Annotated in this window: 16 protein-coding genes; 6 read left to right on the top strand and 10 right to left on the bottom strand. The window is 62.5% G+C overall.

Translation table 11 applies throughout. From position 1 onward, the window contains the following. Positions 1-74: 74 nt before the first annotated feature. Complete coding sequence (locus ACOSV0_RS07775) at positions 75-1,175, bottom strand: polyamine ABC transporter substrate-binding protein (RefSeq protein WP_434109713.1); 1,101 nt, start codon at positions 1,173-1,175, stop codon at positions 75-77. A gap of 510 nt (positions 1,176-1,685) precedes the next feature. Between ACOSV0_RS07775 and ACOSV0_RS07770 the strand changes: the two genes are divergently transcribed. The 3 genes from ACOSV0_RS07770 (at position 1,686) to ACOSV0_RS07760 (ending at position 4,996) form a co-directional block, all read left to right on the top strand. Then, positions 1,686-2,990: an Nramp family divalent metal transporter gene (locus tag ACOSV0_RS07770; RefSeq protein ID WP_434109712.1), complete on the top strand. Its 1,305-nt coding sequence runs from the start codon at positions 1,686-1,688 to the stop codon at positions 2,988-2,990. 320 nt (positions 2,991-3,310) lie between these two features. Next, on the top strand, positions 3,311-4,648 hold the full coding sequence (locus ACOSV0_RS07765) for a phospholipase A (protein WP_434109711.1): 1,338 nt from the start codon (positions 3,311-3,313) through the stop codon (positions 4,646-4,648). A gap of 144 nt (positions 4,649-4,792) precedes the next feature. Beyond that, the gene (locus tag ACOSV0_RS07760; RefSeq protein ID WP_028199276.1) at positions 4,793-4,996 is read left to right on the top strand and encodes a DUF1289 domain-containing protein; all 204 of its coding nucleotides are present in this window, start codon (positions 4,793-4,795) and stop codon (positions 4,994-4,996) included. 145 nt (positions 4,997-5,141) lie between these two features. On the opposite strand, the gene ACOSV0_RS07755 is transcribed toward ACOSV0_RS07760, so the two are convergent. From ACOSV0_RS07755 to ACOSV0_RS07740, 4 genes are all read right to left on the bottom strand, one after another. After that, positions 5,142-5,693 carry an OmpW/AlkL family protein gene (locus ACOSV0_RS07755; RefSeq protein ID WP_434110206.1) on the bottom strand — a complete coding sequence of 184 codons (552 nt, stop codon included), beginning with the start codon at positions 5,691-5,693 and terminating at the stop codon, positions 5,142-5,144. Positions 5,694-5,874: 181 nt separating this feature from the next. Continuing rightward, complete coding sequence (locus ACOSV0_RS07750) at positions 5,875-7,065, bottom strand: NAD(P)H-dependent flavin oxidoreductase (protein ID WP_434109710.1); 1,191 nt, start codon at positions 7,063-7,065, stop codon at positions 5,875-5,877. A gap of 302 nt (positions 7,066-7,367) precedes the next feature. Further along, complete coding sequence (locus ACOSV0_RS07745) at positions 7,368-8,960, bottom strand: ABC-F family ATPase (RefSeq protein WP_434109709.1); 1,593 nt, start codon at positions 8,958-8,960, stop codon at positions 7,368-7,370. A gap of 158 nt (positions 8,961-9,118) precedes the next feature. Continuing rightward, positions 9,119-10,243, bottom strand: coding sequence for an NAD(P)-dependent oxidoreductase (locus ACOSV0_RS07740; RefSeq protein ID WP_434109708.1), 1,125 nt, complete (start codon positions 10,241-10,243; stop codon positions 9,119-9,121). A gap of 174 nt (positions 10,244-10,417) precedes the next feature. On the opposite strand from ACOSV0_RS07740, the gene ACOSV0_RS07735 reads away from it, so the two are divergent. Continuing rightward, positions 10,418-10,624 carry a dodecin gene (locus ACOSV0_RS07735; protein WP_054035325.1) on the top strand — a complete coding sequence of 69 codons (207 nt, stop codon included), beginning with the start codon at positions 10,418-10,420 and terminating at the stop codon, positions 10,622-10,624. Positions 10,625-10,939: 315 nt separating this feature from the next. Here ACOSV0_RS07735 and ACOSV0_RS07730 read toward each other — a convergent pair whose 3' ends face one another. The 4 genes from ACOSV0_RS07730 to ACOSV0_RS07715 form a co-directional block, all read right to left on the bottom strand. Further along, on the bottom strand, positions 10,940-12,034 hold the full coding sequence (locus ACOSV0_RS07730; protein ID WP_434109707.1) for a BMP family ABC transporter substrate-binding protein: 1,095 nt from the start codon (positions 12,032-12,034) through the stop codon (positions 10,940-10,942). Between the two features lie 67 nt (positions 12,035-12,101). Beyond that, on the bottom strand, positions 12,102-13,031 hold the full coding sequence (locus ACOSV0_RS07725) for an ABC transporter permease (RefSeq protein WP_434109706.1): 930 nt from the start codon (positions 13,029-13,031) through the stop codon (positions 12,102-12,104). Between the two features lie 18 nt (positions 13,032-13,049). Next, complete coding sequence (locus tag ACOSV0_RS07720; RefSeq protein WP_434109705.1) at positions 13,050-14,156, bottom strand: ABC transporter permease; 1,107 nt, start codon at positions 14,154-14,156, stop codon at positions 13,050-13,052. Between the two features lie 73 nt (positions 14,157-14,229). Then, entirely contained in the window at positions 14,230-15,831 is a 1,602-nt protein-coding gene (locus ACOSV0_RS07715) for an ABC transporter ATP-binding protein (protein ID WP_434109704.1), read from the bottom strand. Between the two features lie 251 nt (positions 15,832-16,082). Between ACOSV0_RS07715 and ACOSV0_RS07710 the strand changes: the two genes are divergently transcribed. Beyond that, on the top strand, positions 16,083-17,015 hold the full coding sequence (locus ACOSV0_RS07710) for a LysR substrate-binding domain-containing protein (protein WP_434109703.1): 933 nt from the start codon (positions 16,083-16,085) through the stop codon (positions 17,013-17,015). A gap of 103 nt (positions 17,016-17,118) precedes the next feature. On the opposite strand, the gene ACOSV0_RS07705 is transcribed toward ACOSV0_RS07710, so the two are convergent. After that, positions 17,119-18,516, bottom strand: coding sequence for an 8-oxoguanine deaminase (locus tag ACOSV0_RS07705; RefSeq protein WP_434109702.1), 1,398 nt, complete (start codon positions 18,514-18,516; stop codon positions 17,119-17,121). Positions 18,517-19,032: 516 nt separating this feature from the next. On the opposite strand from ACOSV0_RS07705, the gene uraH reads away from it, so the two are divergent. Further along, positions 19,033-19,386, top strand: coding sequence for a hydroxyisourate hydrolase (gene uraH, locus ACOSV0_RS07700; protein WP_012433320.1), 354 nt, complete (start codon positions 19,033-19,035; stop codon positions 19,384-19,386). The last annotated feature ends 219 nt before the right edge of the window (positions 19,387-19,605 follow it).

Below are 19,605 nucleotides of genomic sequence, written 5' to 3'. Positions count from 1 at the left end.
CGTTTGACGAACAAAGCCCCCGGTGGACACCGAGGGCTTCATGTTGAACCATACCCGTTCACGCTGGCCGCGGATCAGCGGCCGGACTTGAATTCAGTCCACAGCCGCGTTTGCAGCCGCTGGATTTCCGGCGGCAGCGGCTTCAGCAGGAACAGGGTCTTGATGACTTCAGGCGGCGGATACACGGCCGGATCGTTCGCCACGTCCTTGTCCACATACTTGCGCGCTTCGAGGTTGGCGCTCGGATAGTAGACGGCGTTGGTAATCGCGGCATGAACCTGCGGCGTTTCGATGTAGTTGATCCACTCGAGCGCGGCTTCCTTGTTCTTCGCGTCTTTCGGAATCGCCATCACGTCGAACCACACCGGCGCACCACCCTTGGGAATGTAGTACTCGACCTTGTACGGCTTCTTCGCTTCGACCGTGCGATGCTTGGCGATCACGACGTCGCCCGACCAGCCGTACGCGAAGCACACGTCGCCGCCGACCAGATCGTTGATGTAGCCCGACGAATTGAACTGCGTGATGTACGGGCGGATCTTCTTCATCATCTCGAGCGCGGCGCGATAGTCGGCCGGGTTCGTGCTCATCGGATCCTTACCGATGTAATGCAACGCGGCGGCGAACATCTGATCCGGCGCGTCGAGCACGGACACGCCGCACGCTTTCAGCTTCGAAATGTTTTCCGGCTTGAAGAGGACGTCCCAGCTATCGAGCGGCACGTTCTTGCCGAGGATCTGCTGCGCCTTGGTGACGTTGTAGCCGAGGCCGGTCGTGCCGTATGCCCAGGGCACCGTGTACTTGTTGCCCGGATCGGCGCCCGCCACGAGGGCCATCAGCGAGGGATCGAGGTACTTCAGGTTCGGCAGCTTCGATTTGTCGAGCGGCGCGAAGATGCCAGCGGCGATCTGCTTGCCGGCATAGTTGCTGGTCGGCACGACGATGTCATAGCCGGAATTGCCGGTGAGGAGCTTGGCCTGCAGCGTGTCGTCGCTGTCGTAGTTGTCGTACTTGACCTGGACGCCCGTCTGCTTGGTGAAGTTCGGAATGGTGTCCTTGGCGATGTAATCGGACCAGTTATACACGTTCAGCTGCGTATCTTTTGCAGCGGCCGTCAACCACTGCGTTACGCACAAGACCAGCGCCGCCACCTGCCCCACTACCCGTCTTTTCATCCCGTTCTCCGATCCTGACCGGTCCGAGCCGATCGTCTTCACTCATGCCGCGGCACACCGCACGCGGCTCCCCTGAAAAACCCGAAAACTACCATTAATTATTGCGCGCACCAAAAAAAATGCCAGGCTGTCGCGCAAACGGTACAGCGTAAGCCGTGCCGCTACAAAATGGGCGCAATTTTAGCGGGTTATCGGCGCATGTCTACCCGAAAAAAACACCAGTGGCAGCGTCGCTGTCATCCCGTCGTCAGGTTGCGCCGCTCCCGCTGCACCCGGTTCGCATCGGGGCGGCAGCCGGGGGCCGTTTTTCACGAATTTTATGCCGTACGGCTAAGCGTCGACGCGAGCGTAAGCCACCCGTCGCGCCACGGTGCACAATAGCTCTGGAAGCCTTCGAAGGCAGCGCGCTGCGAACCACGCAGGCGCGCTTTGGCCTTACTGCGCCGCGTGCCGGGTTCGCTGCGGGCACGTCGCTTGCGGGCGAGCGCAGTCTTAAACCTCCGGGCATCGATGAACACGAATCCGTCCGCGTTGCGACCGAACCGCCGCCGGCGTCTGCCGGGCGGTGGACCGGCGCGTCCGGCGCACTGGTTCTCGTTCGTCGGCGCCGGCGCACTGATCGCGGTCGGCTATATCGATCCTGGCAACTGGGCGACAGCGCTCGGCGCCGGCGCGGGCTACGGTTACCAGTTGTTGAGCATGGTGCTGCTGGCGAGCGTGATGGCGATGCTGCTGCAGTGGCTGTCGTCGCGGCTGGGCGTCGTGACCGGGCGCGACCTTGCGCAGCTCTGCCGCGAACGCTCGAGCCGTCGCGTCACCCTCTTCCTGTGGCTGACCAGCGAGGTCGCGATCATTGCGTGCGACGTCGCCGAGGTGGTCGGCAGCGCCGTCGCATTGCAATTGCTACTCGGTGTGTCGCTGACGGTCGGCGTGCTGATGTCGGCCGTCTGCACCTTCGCGCTGCTGGCGCTCCAGCAGAAAGGCGGCCGCAAGCTCGAAGCGGTGATCGCGTCGCTGATCGGCTTCGTCGGGCTGTGCTTCGTGGTCGAACTGGCGCTGGCGCGGCCCGACTGGCATGCCGCGCTGGCCGGCACCGCGCCGAGCCTCGACTTGCTGCGCAACGTGGGCATGGTGTGGCTGGCGGCGGGCATTGTCGGCGCCACGGTGATGCCGCACAACCTGTATCTGCACTCCGCGCTCGTCAAGCATCACGCGCCCGACGGCAGCGACGCCGGGATCAGGGCCGCGTTGCACGTCGTGAATCTGGACACCTTCGGCTCGCTGTCATTTGCGTTCGTCATCAACGCGGCGCTGCTGATCGTGGCGGCGGCGGTGTTCTATGCGAGCGGTCATCGCGATGTCACCGATCTCGCCGACGCCCACCGTCTGATCGCGCCGCTCGTCGGCACGCATTGGGCGGGCATCCTGTTTGCGGCGGCGCTGCTCGCCTGCGGGCTGAGCGCGACTGTCACGGGCACGCTGGCCGGTCAGGCCGTGATGGAAGGCTTTCTGCGCCTGCGCCTGCCGCGCTGGAAGCGCGCGCTCTTCACCCGGGCGCTGGCGATCGGGCCGGCGCTCCTCGCTGTCGCGCTGTTCGGCCAGCACGGCTCCAATCAATTGCTGGTGGCAAGCCAGGTGGTACTGAGCCTGCAATTGCCGCTCGCGGTCGTGCCGCTGATCCGCTATACGTCGGACGCCGCCCTGATGCGCAGCTGGCGTGTGCGCGGCGTGCCGCTCGTGCTGGCCTGGCTGTCGGCTGCGTTCATCGTCTTGCTCAACGGCGCGCTGTTGTGGCAGTTGGCGTTCGGCGGATGACGCGGTTTTCCGGCCGTTCCTTGCATTCAGTTTGCGGATGAAGCCGGTTTGTAAGTATCCTCTTAGTCATTCCCGACAATAGGCGACGCCGCTCGCGGTGCCGAGCCGGATTTGACGCTCCGTTCGCGGTGGCTTCCTTTTTTGTGCGGGGGCCGTTTTGGGGCGATTTTTTCTGCCGTTTTTTCGGTGGCTCCTTGAGCCGGTTTTGCGCCCTTTTTTGCGCCGCTTTCTGCGCCCGAGCCCACGTGCCCGAATATGTCGTCATTCGACACCGTTGCCTCGCCGCCTCGCTCGCACTTCTGTTCTCTGGACGACAGCCCATGCGCTTTTACGCTTCGCTTGCCCGCCTCGCCCCCCGCACCTCACCTCAAAATCGCCACGCTATCCTGCGCATTTCACGCGCCTCGCTTCTGTCCACGCTCGTTGCTCTCGCCGCCTTCGCCACCTGCTTTGGCGAGGCCCACGCGACGGTCGCGATGTTGCAACCCGCGCGCGTTGCCGCGGCTAACGAGCCGCTGCAAATCACGCTGCTCTATTCCGCCGACGACGCCCAGGCCCTCACCGTCACCGTCCCGCCGACTATCCGCGTAACCGTGAACGGCGCTGAACAGTCGCCGCAGCCGCTCGAGCTGCAGCGCGAACCGGGTGTACCCGACACGCTGCATCTGCAGCCAGGTCAGTTCCGCAAAGTGCGTTACTCGACGCCCTGGCCGCAATCGGCACGCGGAGAAGTGCGCATCGATCCGGTGGGCTTCGACGCGTCGCCGGCACTCGTCGCGATCAATCGCGGGCCGCAGCAGGACGCCGTCGCCCAGGCAGAACAGGCGGAGAGCCAGGCAAGCACGCCGGCACAGGCCGCCGCAATGGCCGCGGCTGTCGACGGCCCGGCGGGCGATGCAATGTCGCCTCCGGGCGACTCGCTCTCCACCACCGGACGCGGAGTGCTCTCGCACGTCTCCTATTACGAGCCGATGTACTTCGCCGTCGGCCACAATGGCGACACGAACGCCCGGCTGCAATTGAGTTTCAAATACCGCATCCTGATGCCGGACGATCTGCGCTCGAAGGCTTTCCTCGACAACCTGTACTTCGCCTACACGCAGACCTCGATCTGGGATCTGTCCGCCGATTCGCGGCCGTTCCGCGATACAACTTATTCGCCGCAGTTGTTCTACTACGTGCCCGACACGGGGTGGCACAGCCCATTTTTCACGCGGATGGGTTTTGCGGCCGGTATCGCGCATGAATCGAACGGCAAGGCGGGCACGGACTCACACAGCATCAACATGCCCTTTATCCGTCCGACCTGGGAATTCGGCGATCTGACGGGCAATCATTTGACCGTCTCGCCGAAAATTTATTACTACCTCGGCACGAGCAACAACCCCGATATCGCCGACTATCGCGGCTACGTCGATCTGCTGGTCAAATACGGCAGCCCGGACGGCTGGCAACTCGCGACCACGCTGCGCAAAGGCACCAAGCACTGGTACGGCAGCGTCGATTCGCAATTCACCTACCCACTCGCCAGACTGCTCGGCAGCAAGTGGGGCGGTTATATCTGGGTGGGGTACTTCAACGGTTATGGCGAGGACCTGCTCGATTACAACAACCGGCAGCACTGGATGGCACGAATCGGGTACAGCATTGCGCGCTGAGGGGAAATATCCGGATCGGAGAGAAAGCGGCAACGGATACTGCCAACCGACCATGCATCTGCGCCACGACGCGCGCGACGCCGTGGCGCAATCGCTGCATCGGTTAACATAGCGGAACTTCGCTTCTTCGCCCCAAGGTTTCCGATGGCTTCGAATCTTCACGATCTTCCCGACAGCCCGTGTATCGGCGTCTGTTCCACGCTTTTCGACGAGGTCTGCAAAGGCTGCGGCCGCACCGCCACCGAAGTATCCAACTGGGTGTTCCTGAGCGACGAGGAAAAGCGCGCCGTGTGGGTGCGCATCGAGCAGGACGGCACCGCCATGCGCTTCAAGAACGACAAGCTGTAGTCTCTCGGTTATGCGGTTATGCAGTTATGCGGCCGTGCGTGTCGGCGCTGCTGCCGGAGAACCCTTTTCCCGATCGGAAATGCAATAAAAAACGCCGGACATCCCGGCGTTTTTTATTGCGAGCGCGGTTTCTCAAGCGTGGAAATCAGAACCGCATACCGACACCCAAACCGACCACGACCGGGTCGATATTCAACCGGCCGAGCGACTGACCGCCGAGCGAAGCGTCGGTATGCATCCAGATCTTCTTGATGTCCGCATTGACGAAGAGCGACCTGGTCACCTGCACGTCCACACCCGCCTGCAACGCCGGGCCAAAGCTGTGGTTGGTGATCGAGATCGGCTGGCCGCCTGCGTTCAGCCCGTTGTTGTAGAACAACGTGTAGTTCAAACCCGCCCCGACATACGGACGGATACGCCCCGCGTGGTTGAAATGGTATTGCAACAGCAGCGTGGGCGGTAGCACGTTCACTCCGCCAAGGTTGCCAAGGCTCGACGTCAACTGATGACGCGATGTGCCGAGAATCAGCTCGACGCCGAGGTAATCGCGGATCATATAGGTGAGATCCAGTTCCGGCACGATGGCGTTGTTGACGCCCACATTGAGCGCCGACAACGACTGGTTGGTCCCCACGCTCGGCATGATGCTGATGGCGCGCAGCCGCACCAGTACGTCGCCGGCGTGGATGCCGCTCATCGGGTCGCCGCCGGTGGCCTGTGCCTGTGCCTGCGGCGCCAGCGCGCCCGCGCATAGCAGGCACGCGGCGATGGCGGTGATTCTGATCGTGTTCCTGAACGAGTGTTTCATAGGCTTCCCCGAGTGTTTGTTTGCGTGCGGGGATTGTCGAAGGTCTCGCCGGGCTTCACGTTGACCCGTGTCAACCAAGCGAGAACGTCCATCGTCCTGCGACAGCGGGTCGCGTCGCGCCGGTCAGGAGCAGCTCGATCAGATCGTGGACGCTGCGAATGGCCGTGCCGAACGGCAACGCTTCGCGACCGCGGAAGAACAGGCCGTTGGCCACGTCACCGCGCAATGCCGCAGCGAGACGCGTGTCGATGCAGAAGTGGCCGAACTTCTCTACACCGTCGCGCCACCCACAGACGCCGAGACACTCGAGCGCCGTCGGACAGACGTGTTTGAGCGCGCCGATCTTCTCGCGAATTCGCGTTTCATGACGCAGATAGCGCATCAGCCACGGCGTCTTGACGGCGCGTGCCGGCAGTCCCGTCACGCTGACGAATTCGACGATGTCGTCAGGCGTCGCTTCGGCCAGCACGCGCTTGAAGTTCGGATGGGCGTCGCCTTCTTCCGTGACGGCGAACGGCGTACCGAGTTGCACGCCGCCGGCACCGGCGGTCAGCAGCTCGCGCACGGCTTCGTGACTATTGATGCCGCCCGCGACAATCAACGGCACGTCCTGACGACTCAAACCAAGCGACGTGAATACCGCATCGAGCTCCTCAAGCACGCGCAGGAAATCGAAGCGCGGGTCGTGCAGATCGGCGAGGTTGGTCACGCCTAGATGGCCGCCTGCGTGGGCCGGATGTTCGATCACGACGGCGTCGGGCAAGCGGCCCTTTTTCATCCATTTCTTCAGCACCAGCGCGACGCCGCGGCTATCCGACAGGATCGGAATCAGCGCGATGTCATGGCCTTGGGTCATGTCCGGCAAATCGAGCGGCAGGCCCGCGCCCATGACAATTGCATCGGCGCCGTTTTCGCAGGCAATGCGCACGTAGTCCGCTTGCGCGTTGACGGCTTTCATCACGTTGACGGCAATCATGCCGCGGCCTTCGGCGAGTGCTTTGGCGGCGTGGATTTCACGCGCCAGCGCGGTGAGGTTCGCCTGTTCGAGCGTGGCCCGGTCAGGAGACTGCCGGCAGAGTTCGATCAGGTCCTGGTGATGATGGCGCAGGTCGATGCTGGCGATGGTGCCGAGTGCGCCCTCGCGAGCCACGCTGCCGGCCAGCCTGTGTGCCGAGATACCGACGCCCATGCCGCCTTGCACGATCGGAAGCAGCGAGCGGCCACGGATGATGAGCGGCGGAAAAGAGTGAGAGGTAAGCATTGACGACCCGATGGATAGACTATCGAAACGGTGATAATCGGTCGTTGGGCGCAGCGCGCGTTGCGTTGGGTCAATGAGTCTGTTGGGCGGTCTGGCTTTGAGTCTGGTCGATTGATGTCGGTCACCTCACAGTGAGATTTGTGGTTATTTCGTTGCGGCGTCTGAGAGTCTATGGATCTATGTATCTGCAGGGCCGCGGCGGACGGACAAACCGGAGCGAGTGCTTAAGTCCCGCACCATGAAAAAAGCCCGCTTCGAAGAAGCAGGCTTTTCTTTACGCAACACCGTGAAGCAAGAAGCGCTTACTGCACGCCCTGGCTCAACAGGAAGTCTTCGTAGTTGCCGCCGAAGTCGTTCAACGTGCCGTTCGTTTTCACTTCGATGATCCGGTTCGCCAGGCCGCTCACGAACTCACGGTCGTGCGACACGAAAATCAGCGTGCCTTCGAACTTGTCGAGCGCGATCTGCAGCGATTCGATCGATTCCATGTCCATGTGGTTGGTCGGCTCGTCCATCAGCAGCACATTGTGACGGCCCAGCATCAGCTTGCCCCAGATCATGCGGCCCTTCTCGCCACCGGAGAGCACCTTGACCGACTTGCGGATGTCGTCGGCATTGAACAGCAGACGGCCGAGCGTGCCGCGCACCATCTGTTCGTCGTCGCCTTCCTGGCGGTAGCCGTCGATCCAGTCCATCAGCGTGACGTCGTTCGGAAACTCTTCATACGTATCCTGCGGCATGTAACCGACGTTCGCGTTTTCAGCCCACTTGACCACGCCGTGATCCAGCGTGAGCTTGCCGAGCAGCGAGCGCAGCAGCGTGGTCTTACCCGCACCGTTCTCGCCGATGATCGCGATACGCTCGCCCGGCTGCACGCTAATGCTGAAATCGTTGAAGATCTGACGCTCGTACTTCTTCGAGATCTTGTCCGCCACCACCGCGATGTTGTGCAGCTTCTTCTCGTATTCGAAGCGGATGAACGGGTTCTGCCGCGACGACGGCTTGAATTCCTCGATCTTGATCTTGTCGATCATCTTCAGACGGCTGGTCGCCTGGCGTGCCTTCGACTTGTTCGCCGAGAAACGGCGCACGAAGTCCTGCAGATCGGCGACGCGTTCCTTCGCCTTGGCGTTGGCGTTCTGCTGACGTTCGCGCGCCTGCGTGCTGGCCAGCATGTAGTCGTCGTAGTTGCCCGGATAGACCTTCAGCGTGCCGAAGTCCATGTCGGCCATGTGCGTGCAGACCTGGTTCAGAAAGTGACGATCGTGCGAGATGATGATCATCGTCGAGTTGTACTGGTTGAGGATGTCTTCCAGCCAACGGATCGAGTTGATGTCCAGGTTGTTGGTCGGCTCGTCCAGCAGCAGCACGTCCGGCTTCGAGAACAGCGCCTGCGCGAGCAGCACGCGCAGTTTCCAGCCCGGTGCGACGTTGCTCATCGGGCCGTTGTGGTCTTCGATCGCGATGCCGATGCCGAGCAGCAGTTCGCCCGCGCGCGCTTCGGCGGTGTAGCCGTCGTACTCGGCGAACTTCGCTTCGAGCTCGGCGGCGTGCATGTAGTCGTCGTCAGTCGCGTCGGGGTTCGCGTAGATCGCGTCGCGCTCGGTCATGGCGGCCCACATTTCGGCGTGGCCCATCATCACGACGTCGAGCACGCGCACGTCTTCGTATGCGAACTGATCCTGGCGCAGCTTACCGAGACGAATGTTCGGTTCGAGCATCACGTTGCCGGAGCTCGGTTCCAGATCGCTACCCAGGATCTTCATGAAGGTGGACTTGCCGCAGCCGTTCGCACCGATCAGGCCATAGCGGTTCCCTCCCCCGAATTTGACCGAGATATTCTCGAAGAGGGGCTTTGGCCCGAATTGCATGGTGATATTGGCGGTAGACAGCACGACACGTCCTTTGAATGTGATATCGGCGAACAACCTAATATTTTAGCAGGTTATCGCGAATACAACCCACGCACGCGCCATACCCTGGCGTTTTGACGTCGCTTTCACGCTGTGTCACACGCGGTTCACATCGGCCGCTCACCCGCTCCGGGCATGCTCTAGCTGCCGCGCGGCGTCTGCAAAACGTCGATAAAGGCCGACAGATCGGCCTCCCCAAGCCCCATCGCCGAACCGAGCCGCAGCAGTTGCTGGACCGTCGACGAAACCGGCATCGGCGTGCCGGTCTCGTACGCCGTCGCGGCGACCGTGTCGACGTCCTTCTGGAACGTACGGAATGCGCCGATCGGCGCGAGGCCGCTTTGCGTCATGCGCGGCACGAAAGTCTGCAGCAGCACGGAATCCGCCCAGCCGCCGGCAAGGCCTTCGGTCAGTTTGGAAGCGTCGATGCCGCTGCGTTGCGCGAGACTCACGGCCTCGGCGATCGCCGCCACGGTCGCGGTGACGATGGTCTGATTGCAGAGCTTGGTGGTTTGCCCCGCGCCGACGTCACCCATGTGCGTGACGCGGGCTGAATACGCACCGAGGAGCGGCGTGACCGCCTCGACGTCCGCTGCGGCACCGCCTGCCATGATCGCGAGCGTGCCCGCCGTCGCACCCGCTACGCCGCCGGATACGGGCGCGTCGATCCAGCCGACGTTTGTGGTGCCTGTGCCTGTGCCTGTGCCTGTGCCTGTGCCTGTGCCTGTGCCTGTGCCTGTGCCTGTGCCTGTGCCTGTGCCTGTGCCTGTGCCTGTGCCTGTGCCTGTGCCTGTGCCTGTGCCTGTGCCTGTGCCTGTGCCTGTGCCTGTGCCTGTGCCTGTGCCATCAGGCTGCCGTTCTCGCCCGGCCTCGCCCGTGGCCGCAATCGCACCTTCCGCACCTTCCGCGGCAACAGTAGCCATCGCTGCCGCACGCCGCGCGAACGCGCGCGTCGCGGCCGGCGGAATGCTCGAGTGATCGACGATCCAGCGCACGCGTTTCGGCGTCGTGGCATCGGCGCTCAACAGTCCCTCTGCACCGAACACCGTTTCTTCAACCGCTGCTGCATCCGCGACGCACAGCAGCACCACGTCACACCGCGAGGCGAGTTCGCGCGGTGTATCGACCACCTTGGCGCCGTCCGCCACCAACGCTTCCGCCTTGGCCCGCGTGCGATTCCAGACATGCACGGTATGCCCCGCGCGCAGCAGATGCCGGATCATCGGCGCGCCCATCAGACCGGGACCGCAAAAACCAATTTCCACTTTCAAGCCTCGTCAGGTTTCAGATTGAGTTGCGCGGACATCATAACGGCCTCGTCTCACCGCGACATATCGGGCACGCGATGTGCGCAATGACTCGCCCATGCCGGCGATGTCAACGGCAATCCATTGCCTATACTTTTTTTGCACACCAACGAAGGTCAAAGGAGGAAGTTCATGTCAGAACACGTCTACAAACAAATCGAACTGACCGGCTCATCGACCAAATCGATCGACGACGCAATCAGCACCGCGATTAAAAAAGCGTCGAAGACGCTGCGCAATCTGCACTGGTTCGAAGTGACGGAAACGCGGGGCCAGATCGAAAACGACAAGGTCGCCTACTGGCAGGTGACCATCAAGGTCGGCCTGCGCATCGACTGACGCTTCGCCTGGACCTTATTCAATACATCGCCTGAAGCAAAAAAAGCTGCGTCCGTAATGGACGCAGCTTTTTTATGCAGTGGGTGCCAGAAGCGCGGCGCGATTGACAGTGACTCAGCCGATCATTCCACGGTCATTCGCGACCCGGTCATTCGAGATGCAGTCGTTCGTGACCTGGTGATTCGCGAAGGGGGCATTCGTGACGCGGTCGTTCATGAAGCGGTCGATCACAACCCAATCGATCGCGCCCCCCACCAATCGCTACACGATTCGCTCACGGCAACCGCAATAACGACGATAACAGCGATAACCGAATTACTTCGGCAGCGAACCGTCCACGCCTTCCACATACCAGTTCAGACGTTGCAACTCCGGATCGGTCAGGGTCTTGCCTGCCGGCACCTTCACCGCGCCGGACTGATCCTTGATCGGGCCGGTGAACACGTCCCACTTGCCGCCGGCCAGTTCATCACGCTTCGCCGCCACCTTTTTCTGCGCATCGGCCGAAATCGCCGACGTGTTCAGGTCTTCAAGATTGACGGCCTTCTGCGGAATGCCCCACCACACCGGATCGTTCTTCCATTTGCCGTCCAGCACCTGCTGGATAGCCGAGTTGTAATACACGCCCCAGTGCGCGACCACCGAACCGAGATGCGCCTCAGGACCGAACTTCTTCATGTCCGAATCCCAACCGAACGCATGCACGTGCTTTTCCGATGCGGTCGCGAGCGTGGCGCTCGAATCGGTGTTTTGCAGCAGCACGTCGGCGCCCTGGCCGATCAGCGTTTCAGCAGCCTGCTTTTCCTTGCCCGGATCGAACCAGCTGTTGATCCAGATGACCTTGGTGTGAATCTTCGGATTCACCGAACGCGCGCCGAGCGTGTACGCGTTGATGTTGCGGATCACTTCAGGAATCGGCACCGAGGCGACGAAGCCGAGCGTGTTGGTCTTCGTCACATAGCCCGCGGCGACGCCTGCGAGGTACGCGCCCTGGTACATACGCACGTCATAGGTGCCGAAGTTCGGCGCCTTCTTGTAGCCGGTTGCGTGCAGGAACACCGTGTCCGGGAAATCCTTCGCGACCTTCAGCTCGAAGTCCTGATAGCCGAAGCTCGAACCGATGATGATCTTGTTGCCCTTGTTCGCCAGATCGCGGAACACCCGTTCCGAGTCGGCCGATTCCGGCACATTCTCGATGCGGGTGATCTTGATCTTGTTGCCGAACTTCGCTTCGGCTTCCTTCGAGCCCTGATCGTGCGCGAAGGTCCAGCCGGCGTCGCCCGGATTGCCGAGGTAGACGAACGCGACGCCCGGTGCATCGGCCGCTTGCGCGGTTTGCGCGAGCGGCGCGGCAAGCGCCAGGGAGGCCGCGCCCCATGCGAAGGCGGTCAGCAGATTTCTTCTCTTCATGTTTTCTCCTGTCGTGTTTGTCGATTGATTTGAAACGTGTGGTTGGTCATATGCAGCGGCAAGCGTGTCATCCCGCCGAGAAAAACGGCTTGCCGAGCGAAGCGGGTGCATTCAGACGAATCGTGTTCGGATTGCGCGAAATCAGCACGAGCACGACGATGGTCGCGACATACGGCAGCATCGCGAGAAACTGCGTCGGCACCGGCACGCCGATAGCCTGCGCGTAGAACTGCAGCCCGGTCACGGCGCCGAACAGCAGCGCGCCGATCAACAGACGCCCCGGGCGCCATGTCGCGAACACCACCAGCGCGAGCGCGATCCAGCCGCGGCCAGACGTAAGCTGTTCTTGCCACAAGTGCAGGTTGACGATCGAGTAGTAACCGCCGGCGAGACCCGCCATGCCACCGCCGAAGGCCACCGCGCCGTAACGCACGCCGATCACCGGAAAGCCAACCGAGTGCGCCACCTGGGGCGATTCGCCGACCGAACGCAGCACGAGGCCCGCACGCGTGCGATACAGGAACCACCCGATCACCGCGAACATCAGGAACGCGAGGTAATCGAGCGGTGTGAGGCTGAAGAGCGCGGGGCCGAGCACCGGGATCTTCGAGAGACCTGGAATAGTCCACGTGTCGATCGTGGCGCGCACGGCCGCCGACGTGTACGGCTTGCCGACGTAGGCCGACAAACCGATGCCGAAGATCGTCAGCGAGAGGCCGGTGGCAACCTGGTTGGCGAGCATGGTCAGGGTGAGGAACGCGAACAGCAGCGACATCGCGAGACCCGCGCCGATCGCGGCGACCACGCCGAGCCACGGGTTGCCGGTGATGGCGGTGACCGCGTAGCCGGTCACGGCGCCCATCAGCATCATGCCTTCGACGCCGAGGTTAAGCACGCCCGACTTCTCGGTGACGAGTTCGCCCGCGCCCGCGAACATCAGCGGGATTGCGGCGGTAACGGCGCTCGAGGTGAGCGCGCTGGCTTGTTGAATATCCATGGAGATCCGGCGGGAAAATCAGTGGGCTTGCGCGGCGACTGAGCGCCGGCGCACGCGGTAGTTCACGAACAGGTCGGCGCCCAGCAGGCAGAACAGCAGCAGCCCCTGGAACACGCCGGAGAGTGCCTGCGGCAATTGCATCGAGGTCTGCACCGCTTCGCCGCCGAGGTACAGCAGCGCCATCAGCAAGCTCGCGAGCACGATGCCGACCGGATGCAGCCGTCCCACGAACACGACGATGATCGCGGTGAAGCCGTAGCCCGGCGACCAGGTGGCCTGCAACTGGCCGATCGGACCGGCGATCTCGCCCATCCCGGCGAGGCCCGCCAGACCGCCGCTGATCAGCAACGATGTCCAGATGGTTTTCTTGTCGGAGAAGCCGGCGTAGCGCGCGGCGAGCGGCGCGAGACCGCCGACGTTCATCCGGTAGCCCGCGAAGCTCTTGCGCATGAAGAGCCATACGCACGGAATCGCGATCAAGGTGACGAATACCGACGCGTTCAGCCGCGTGCCGCGCAGCCATTTCCAGTGCCAGTCGCCGGAAAAGGTCGGGTACAGCGCGTCGCCGCTGAACATCTCCGAGAGCGGGAAGTTCATGCCCTGCGGATCGCGCCACGGACCGCTCACCAGATAAATCAGCAACTGCGTGGCCACATACGTGAGCATCAGGCTGACAAGAATTTCGTTGGTGTTGAAGCGGCTTTTCAGGAGTGCGGGAATTGCGGCCCACGCCATGCCGCCGAGCACGCCGGCGATCATCATGGCCGGCAGAATCCACCAGCCGGTGGCCTGATCGAAGTAGATCGCGACACCGCTGGCGGCAATGCCGCCGAGCAGCATCTGCCCTTCCGCGCCGATGTTCCAGACATTGGCGCGATAGCCGATCGCGAGGCCGAGGCCGATCAGGCACAACGGCGAAGCCTTCAGCAGCAGTTCGGACCAGCCGTTCACGCTGGAGAGCGGTTCGATGAAAAACGCGTGCATGGCTTCGAGCGGATCACGCCCGACCAGGCTGAAGATCAGGAAGCCGATCGCAAGCGTGAGCAACGCGGCGATCAGCGGCACGGCAAGCTGCATCGTGCGCGAGGGCGTCGTGCGGGCTTCGAGTCGATACGGAAGAATCATGGGTGCGTGTGCTTATTGATGTCTGGTTCTGGTATTTAACGTCGATCAACTATCCGATCGCGCATCGATCTGTTCAGGCATGCGCCGGCTGTTCCGCCGACGGCGCCGCGCCCTCGCGGTCGCCGAACAGGCCCGCCATCCAGCGGCCGATTTCCTCGGCGTTGGTCGCCCCCGTGGCGCGCACCGGCGAAAGTCTGCCGCCAGCCAGCACCGCGATGCGATCGCAGATGTCGAACAACTCTTCCAGCTCTTCGGAAATCACCAGAATCGCCACGCCGCGTGCGGACAGGTCGAGCAATTGCTGACGAATGAACGCCGCCGCGCCGACGTCGACACCCCAGGTCGGCTGCGCGACGACCAGCACCTTGGGCGCCTGCAGAATCTCGCGGCCCATGATGTATTTCTGCAGATTGCCGCCGGAGAGACTTTGCGCCAGTGCTTCCGAGCCGCCACAACGAACGTCGAAGGCTTCGATGCAACGCTTGGCGAAGGCGCGCATCGCGCCCGCCTTGATCCAGCCGGAGTTCACCATCTGCTGCCGATGCGCCGTGAGCAGCGCGTTTTCCGACAGCGTCATCGCCGGTACTGCGCCGCGGCCGAGACGCTCTTCCGGCACAAAACCGAAACCGAGCGCGCGGCGGCCGCCAGCACCGAGACGGCCAGCCGCTTTACCGCAAATCGTGACCGCATCGGCCCGCGTGCCGCGCTTTTCGCCGGAGAGCGCCGACAGCAATTCGGCCTGCCCATTGCCCGACACGCCCGCGATGCCGAAAATCTCGCCCGCATGCACGCCGAACGACACGTTATCGAGCGAGGTGCCGAACGGATCGTCGCTCTCCACCGACAACTGCTTCACGTCGAGCAGCACGGCGCCCGGCGTGTGTTCGCGGCGCGTGTAATCCGGCAGCGAATGACCGACCATCAACTGCGCGAGCGACGCGTGCGTTTCTTCTTTCGGCTTCACGTGCCCCGTCACGCGGCCGCCGCGCATCACCGTGGCGGTGTCGCACAGCTCCTGGATTTCGTCGAGCTTGTGGCTGATGTAAAGGATGCTGCAGCCTTCCGCCGCGAGACGCCGCAGCGTCGCGAAGAGCTTGCGGACCGCTTGCGGCGTAAGCACCGAAGTCGGTTCGTCCATGATCAGGAGACGCGGGTTCTGCAGCAGGCAGCGCACGATTTCGACGCGTTGCCGCTCGCCCACTGTCAGGCTATGCACGTGACGTTGCGGGTCGATGTCGAGGCCGTAGTCGGCGGACACTTCGCGGATGCGTTTTGAGAGCGTCTTCAGATCGAAGGGTTCGTCGAGTGCGAGCGCGATGTTTTCGCCGACCGTGAGCGTCTCGAACAGCGAAAAATGCTGGAACACCATGCCGATGCCAAGCTTGCGCGCGGCCGCCGGACTGGCGATCTCGACCGGCTGGCCTTCCCAGCGAATCTCACCGGCGTCGGGCCGCACCGCGCCGTAGATGATTTTCATCAGCGTGCTTTTGCCGGCGCCGTTTTCGCCGAGCACGGCATGGATTTCACCCGGCGCGACGATCAACGTGACGTCGTCGTTGGCACGCACGGCCGGATATTGTTTGGTGATGCCCTGAAGCATCAACCGGGGCGCCGCCTGTTCCGGCCTGTTTGCCGGCTGCGCGGCGGCGCCGTCGCTATAAGAAGAGTCGCTCATGTGATTCCGTAGTACGTCAGAGACTGCCGGTTACAGCGCGTTCGCCCGCCCTGTCAGCCGACGATCCGTCACCACAACCGGATGACAATACCTAATTCGACCGGCCCAGTCGAGCCGTCAAAATTCCCCGCAAACCCCCGCCGCTGCGTGCTCTGCGGGTATCCCACTCTTGACGTGGTTTTGTGTTCATATTAAAAGCCATATACACCCACGCCCGCTCGATCAGCCAGAACATATATTTCGGAGAAGTCATGAGTCAGCAACGCGAGGCGATCGATACGTATCTATTACGCGTCTTGCACACCCTGTTGATGGAACGCAGCGTCACACGCGCGGCCGTCAAACTGAACCAATCGCAACCCGCCATTAGCGCGGCGCTGCGCCGTTTGCGCGACATCACCGGCGACCCGCTGCTGGTGCGCGGCAAATCCGGCATGGTGCCGACCGAGTACGGCCTGCGCCTGCTCGAACCGGTGCAAAACGCACTGCGCGAGATCGAACGCATCAAGTTCCAGCAGCACAACTTCGACCCGGCGACCTCGATCCGCTGCTATCGGATCGGTTGCCCGGACTACCTGAACGTGCTGTTCGTGCCGACGGTGGTTGAGCGCTTCCGTCAGGCCGCGCCGAACGCGACGCTCGAATTTCACTCGCTCGGCCCAGCGTTCGACTACGAACTCGCGCTCGAGGACGGCAAGCTCGACACCGTGGTCGGCAACTGGCCGGAGCCGCCGGAGCAATTGCACCTGTCGAATCTGTTCGTCGATCAGATCGTCTGTCTGATGAGCAACGCGCATCCGTTCGCCAAACGCGGCGGGCTGACGCTCGACCAGTACCTGAATGCCCCGCATCTTGCGCCTACTCCTTACTCGGTGGGCCAGCGCGGCGCGATCGACGTGCACCTCGCGCGCGAGCGGTTAAAACGTCATGTGGTCGTGACATTGCCGTACTTCAATCTGGCGCCCTACGTGCTGATCAAGTCCGATCTGATCTTCACGACTACGCGCCTGTTTGCCGACTACTACGCCAAGTTCCTGCCGCTGACCGTGGTGCCCGCACCGCTCGACTTCCCGCCGATGCAGTACTACCAGCTGTGGCACGAGCGTGTGCATTACTCCGACGAAGTGCGCTGGCTGCGCGGCCTGGTTGCCGAGGCGACCAAGACGTTGATCGACAAGCCGTAATCTTTTCTCTGCGCTCTATCAGCATCTTTGCGGATGCCGATAGAGCGGCTTCTTCTGCTTCTTCTGCTTCTTCTGCTTCTTCTATTACGCTCTTACTCCGTCATCAGGCTGCCGCTTCGTACAGCGTCTTCGCCAACCGGTTGTGCTGCTCGATGACCGGTCCGAGCTCCAGCGTCGTCAACTGACCCTCCTTCACCACCACCTTGCCGCCGATCACGCTATGGCTCACCTGCGACGGCGCGCAGAACACCAGTGCCGCGACCGGATCGTGCAGCGCGCCCGCAAACAGCGGCTGACGCAGATCGAACGACACGAAATCCGCCGCCATGCCAGGCGCCAGTGCGCCGATGTCGTCGCGATTCAGCACCTTCGCCCCGCCTAACGTCGCGATCTCCAACGCTTCACGCGCGGTCATCGCGTCCGGCCCGAAGCCGACTCGCTGCAACAACAGCGCCTGGCGTACTTCGGCGACCATTTGCGCGCCGTCGTTCGACGCCGAACCGTCGACACCCAGGCCCACCGGCACGCCGGCCAGTCGCATCCGCTTGACCGGCGCAATCCCCGACGCCAGCCGCATATTCGAGCACGGGCAATGCGCAACGCCGGTACCCGTACGAGCGAACAGTTCGATGCCCGCATCGTCGAGTTGCACACAGTGCGCGTGCCACACGTCGTGACCGACCCAGCCGAGGTCTTCCGCATATTCGGCCGGCGTCATGCCGAACTTCTCGCGGCTATACGCGATGTCGTTAACGTTCTCCGCCAGGTGCGTGTGCATCGACACCCCGTAATGCCGCGCCATCACCGCCGATTCGCGCATCAGGTCGCGGCTCACCGAGAACGGCGAGCACGGCGCCACCACCATGCGCAACATCGCGTAACGCCCTTCGTCGTTATACGTCTCGATCAGGCGCTGCGTGTCCTTCAGAATGTCCGCTTCACGCTCGACCACCGAATCCGGCGGCAAACCGCCGTCTTTCTGCCCCACGCTCATGCTGCCGCGTGCCGCATGAAAACGCATGCCGATCCGCTGCGCCGCGACGATGCTGTCGTCGAGGCGGCTGCCGTTCGGGTAGATATACAAATGGTCGCTCGAGGTCGTGCAACCGGACAGCAGCAACTCGGCCATCGCCGTCAAGGTCGAGACTTCGATCATCTCCGGTGTGAGGTTCGCCCACACCTTATAGAGGTTGGTCAGCCAGCCGAATAGCTCGGCGTTCTGCGCAGCCGGAATGGCGCGCGTCAGGCTCTGATACATATGGTGGTGCGTGTTCACCAGACCCGGGATCACCAGGTGGCCACGCATGTCCAGCACTTCGTCGGCCGTTTGCGGCAATTCCGCTGTCGGTCCGACCGCGACGATACGGTTGTCCTCGATATACATGCCGCCGTCGCGCAGTTCGCGCCGGGCGCCGTCCATCGTGACCAGCACGTCCGCGTGCTTCACCAGCATCGTTTTCTTCGGCTTGTTTGGCTTCATAGCCGCCTGCTCCATCGTCATTCGTTTCTCCGCTTCATTGCTTCCGTGCAAAGCCGTTCGAACGCGATGTGACAGCACGCCAACCGTGCCGCCGCGTCCCGTCGAACGCCGTTGGCCCGGTTACCCAGCGTGTTTCCGCCGTCTTCGGGGTGTGCCGCGCTTCACCTGGGTTTGCTGCGGCGCACAGGTGTAACCTTCGACGGTCAAAATAATGCTGACAACTCGCGCCAGTGCGATACCCAACCTCACGCTGCCGATATAGTGGGCCTTTTTTGGCGCCGGTACGATCGAATTGCACGGCAATAGTCGAACGAATCGACTCGATGTGGCTTTCAGCAGGCTGTCTGTCATGCGCCAGGTATTATCTTTCCTATCTCGCGCGCGCTGACGTGAACATCCTTTTTACAATGGCTGCCACGGCGCTCGCTTCAATTCGCCGACGGGTATGTAGCCACTGACGTGGAGCCTCGATCCGCCGCAACGTATTCTGGATCGGGCCGCCGCCGAAACCTCGCATTCACATAAGGAAAATTGCGAATGGGAAAGCTCACTACCCACGTGCTCGACACCGCGAACGGCCGTCCCGGCGCGGGCATCAAGGTCGAACTCTTCGCGCTCTCCGGCGACACCCGCCGCGCGCTCAAAACCACCACCACCAATGACGACGGCCGCTGCGATCAGCCGCTGCTCGAAGGCGACGCACTGGTCGCGGGCGAATACGAACTCGTGTTCGGCGCCGGCGACTACTTTGCCTCGATCGGTACGAAAGTTCCGGAGCCGCGTTTTGTCGATCGCGTCGTGTTGCGCTTCGGCGTGGCCGATGCCGGCGCGCACTATCACGTGCCGCTGCTGGTGTCGCCGTGGTCGTACAGCACCTATCGGGGCAGTTAAGTGCGCAACTGAGCGCACGGAACGTTTATCGATAGGCATTGGAGGAGAACGAGGTTGAAGTCGCGCTGTATTTGCGAGCGCGCCCGATTGCACTGTGCGGATCCCTGGAGACACCCGCGAGCGCAATCGAACGCGAGCGACTCGACCGACGTTCCAATAAAAAACGGCGCGTGCGAACTGAGCGCACCGCGTCTTTCGCCCCGCAGTCTGCGCCGCGAC

The sequence above is a fragment of the Paraburkholderia caffeinilytica genome (assembly GCF_051027425.1).
GTDB lineage: Bacteria > Pseudomonadota > Gammaproteobacteria > Burkholderiales > Burkholderiaceae > Paraburkholderia > Paraburkholderia caffeinilytica_A.
This window is presented reverse-complemented; position numbering and strand designations above follow the sequence as displayed.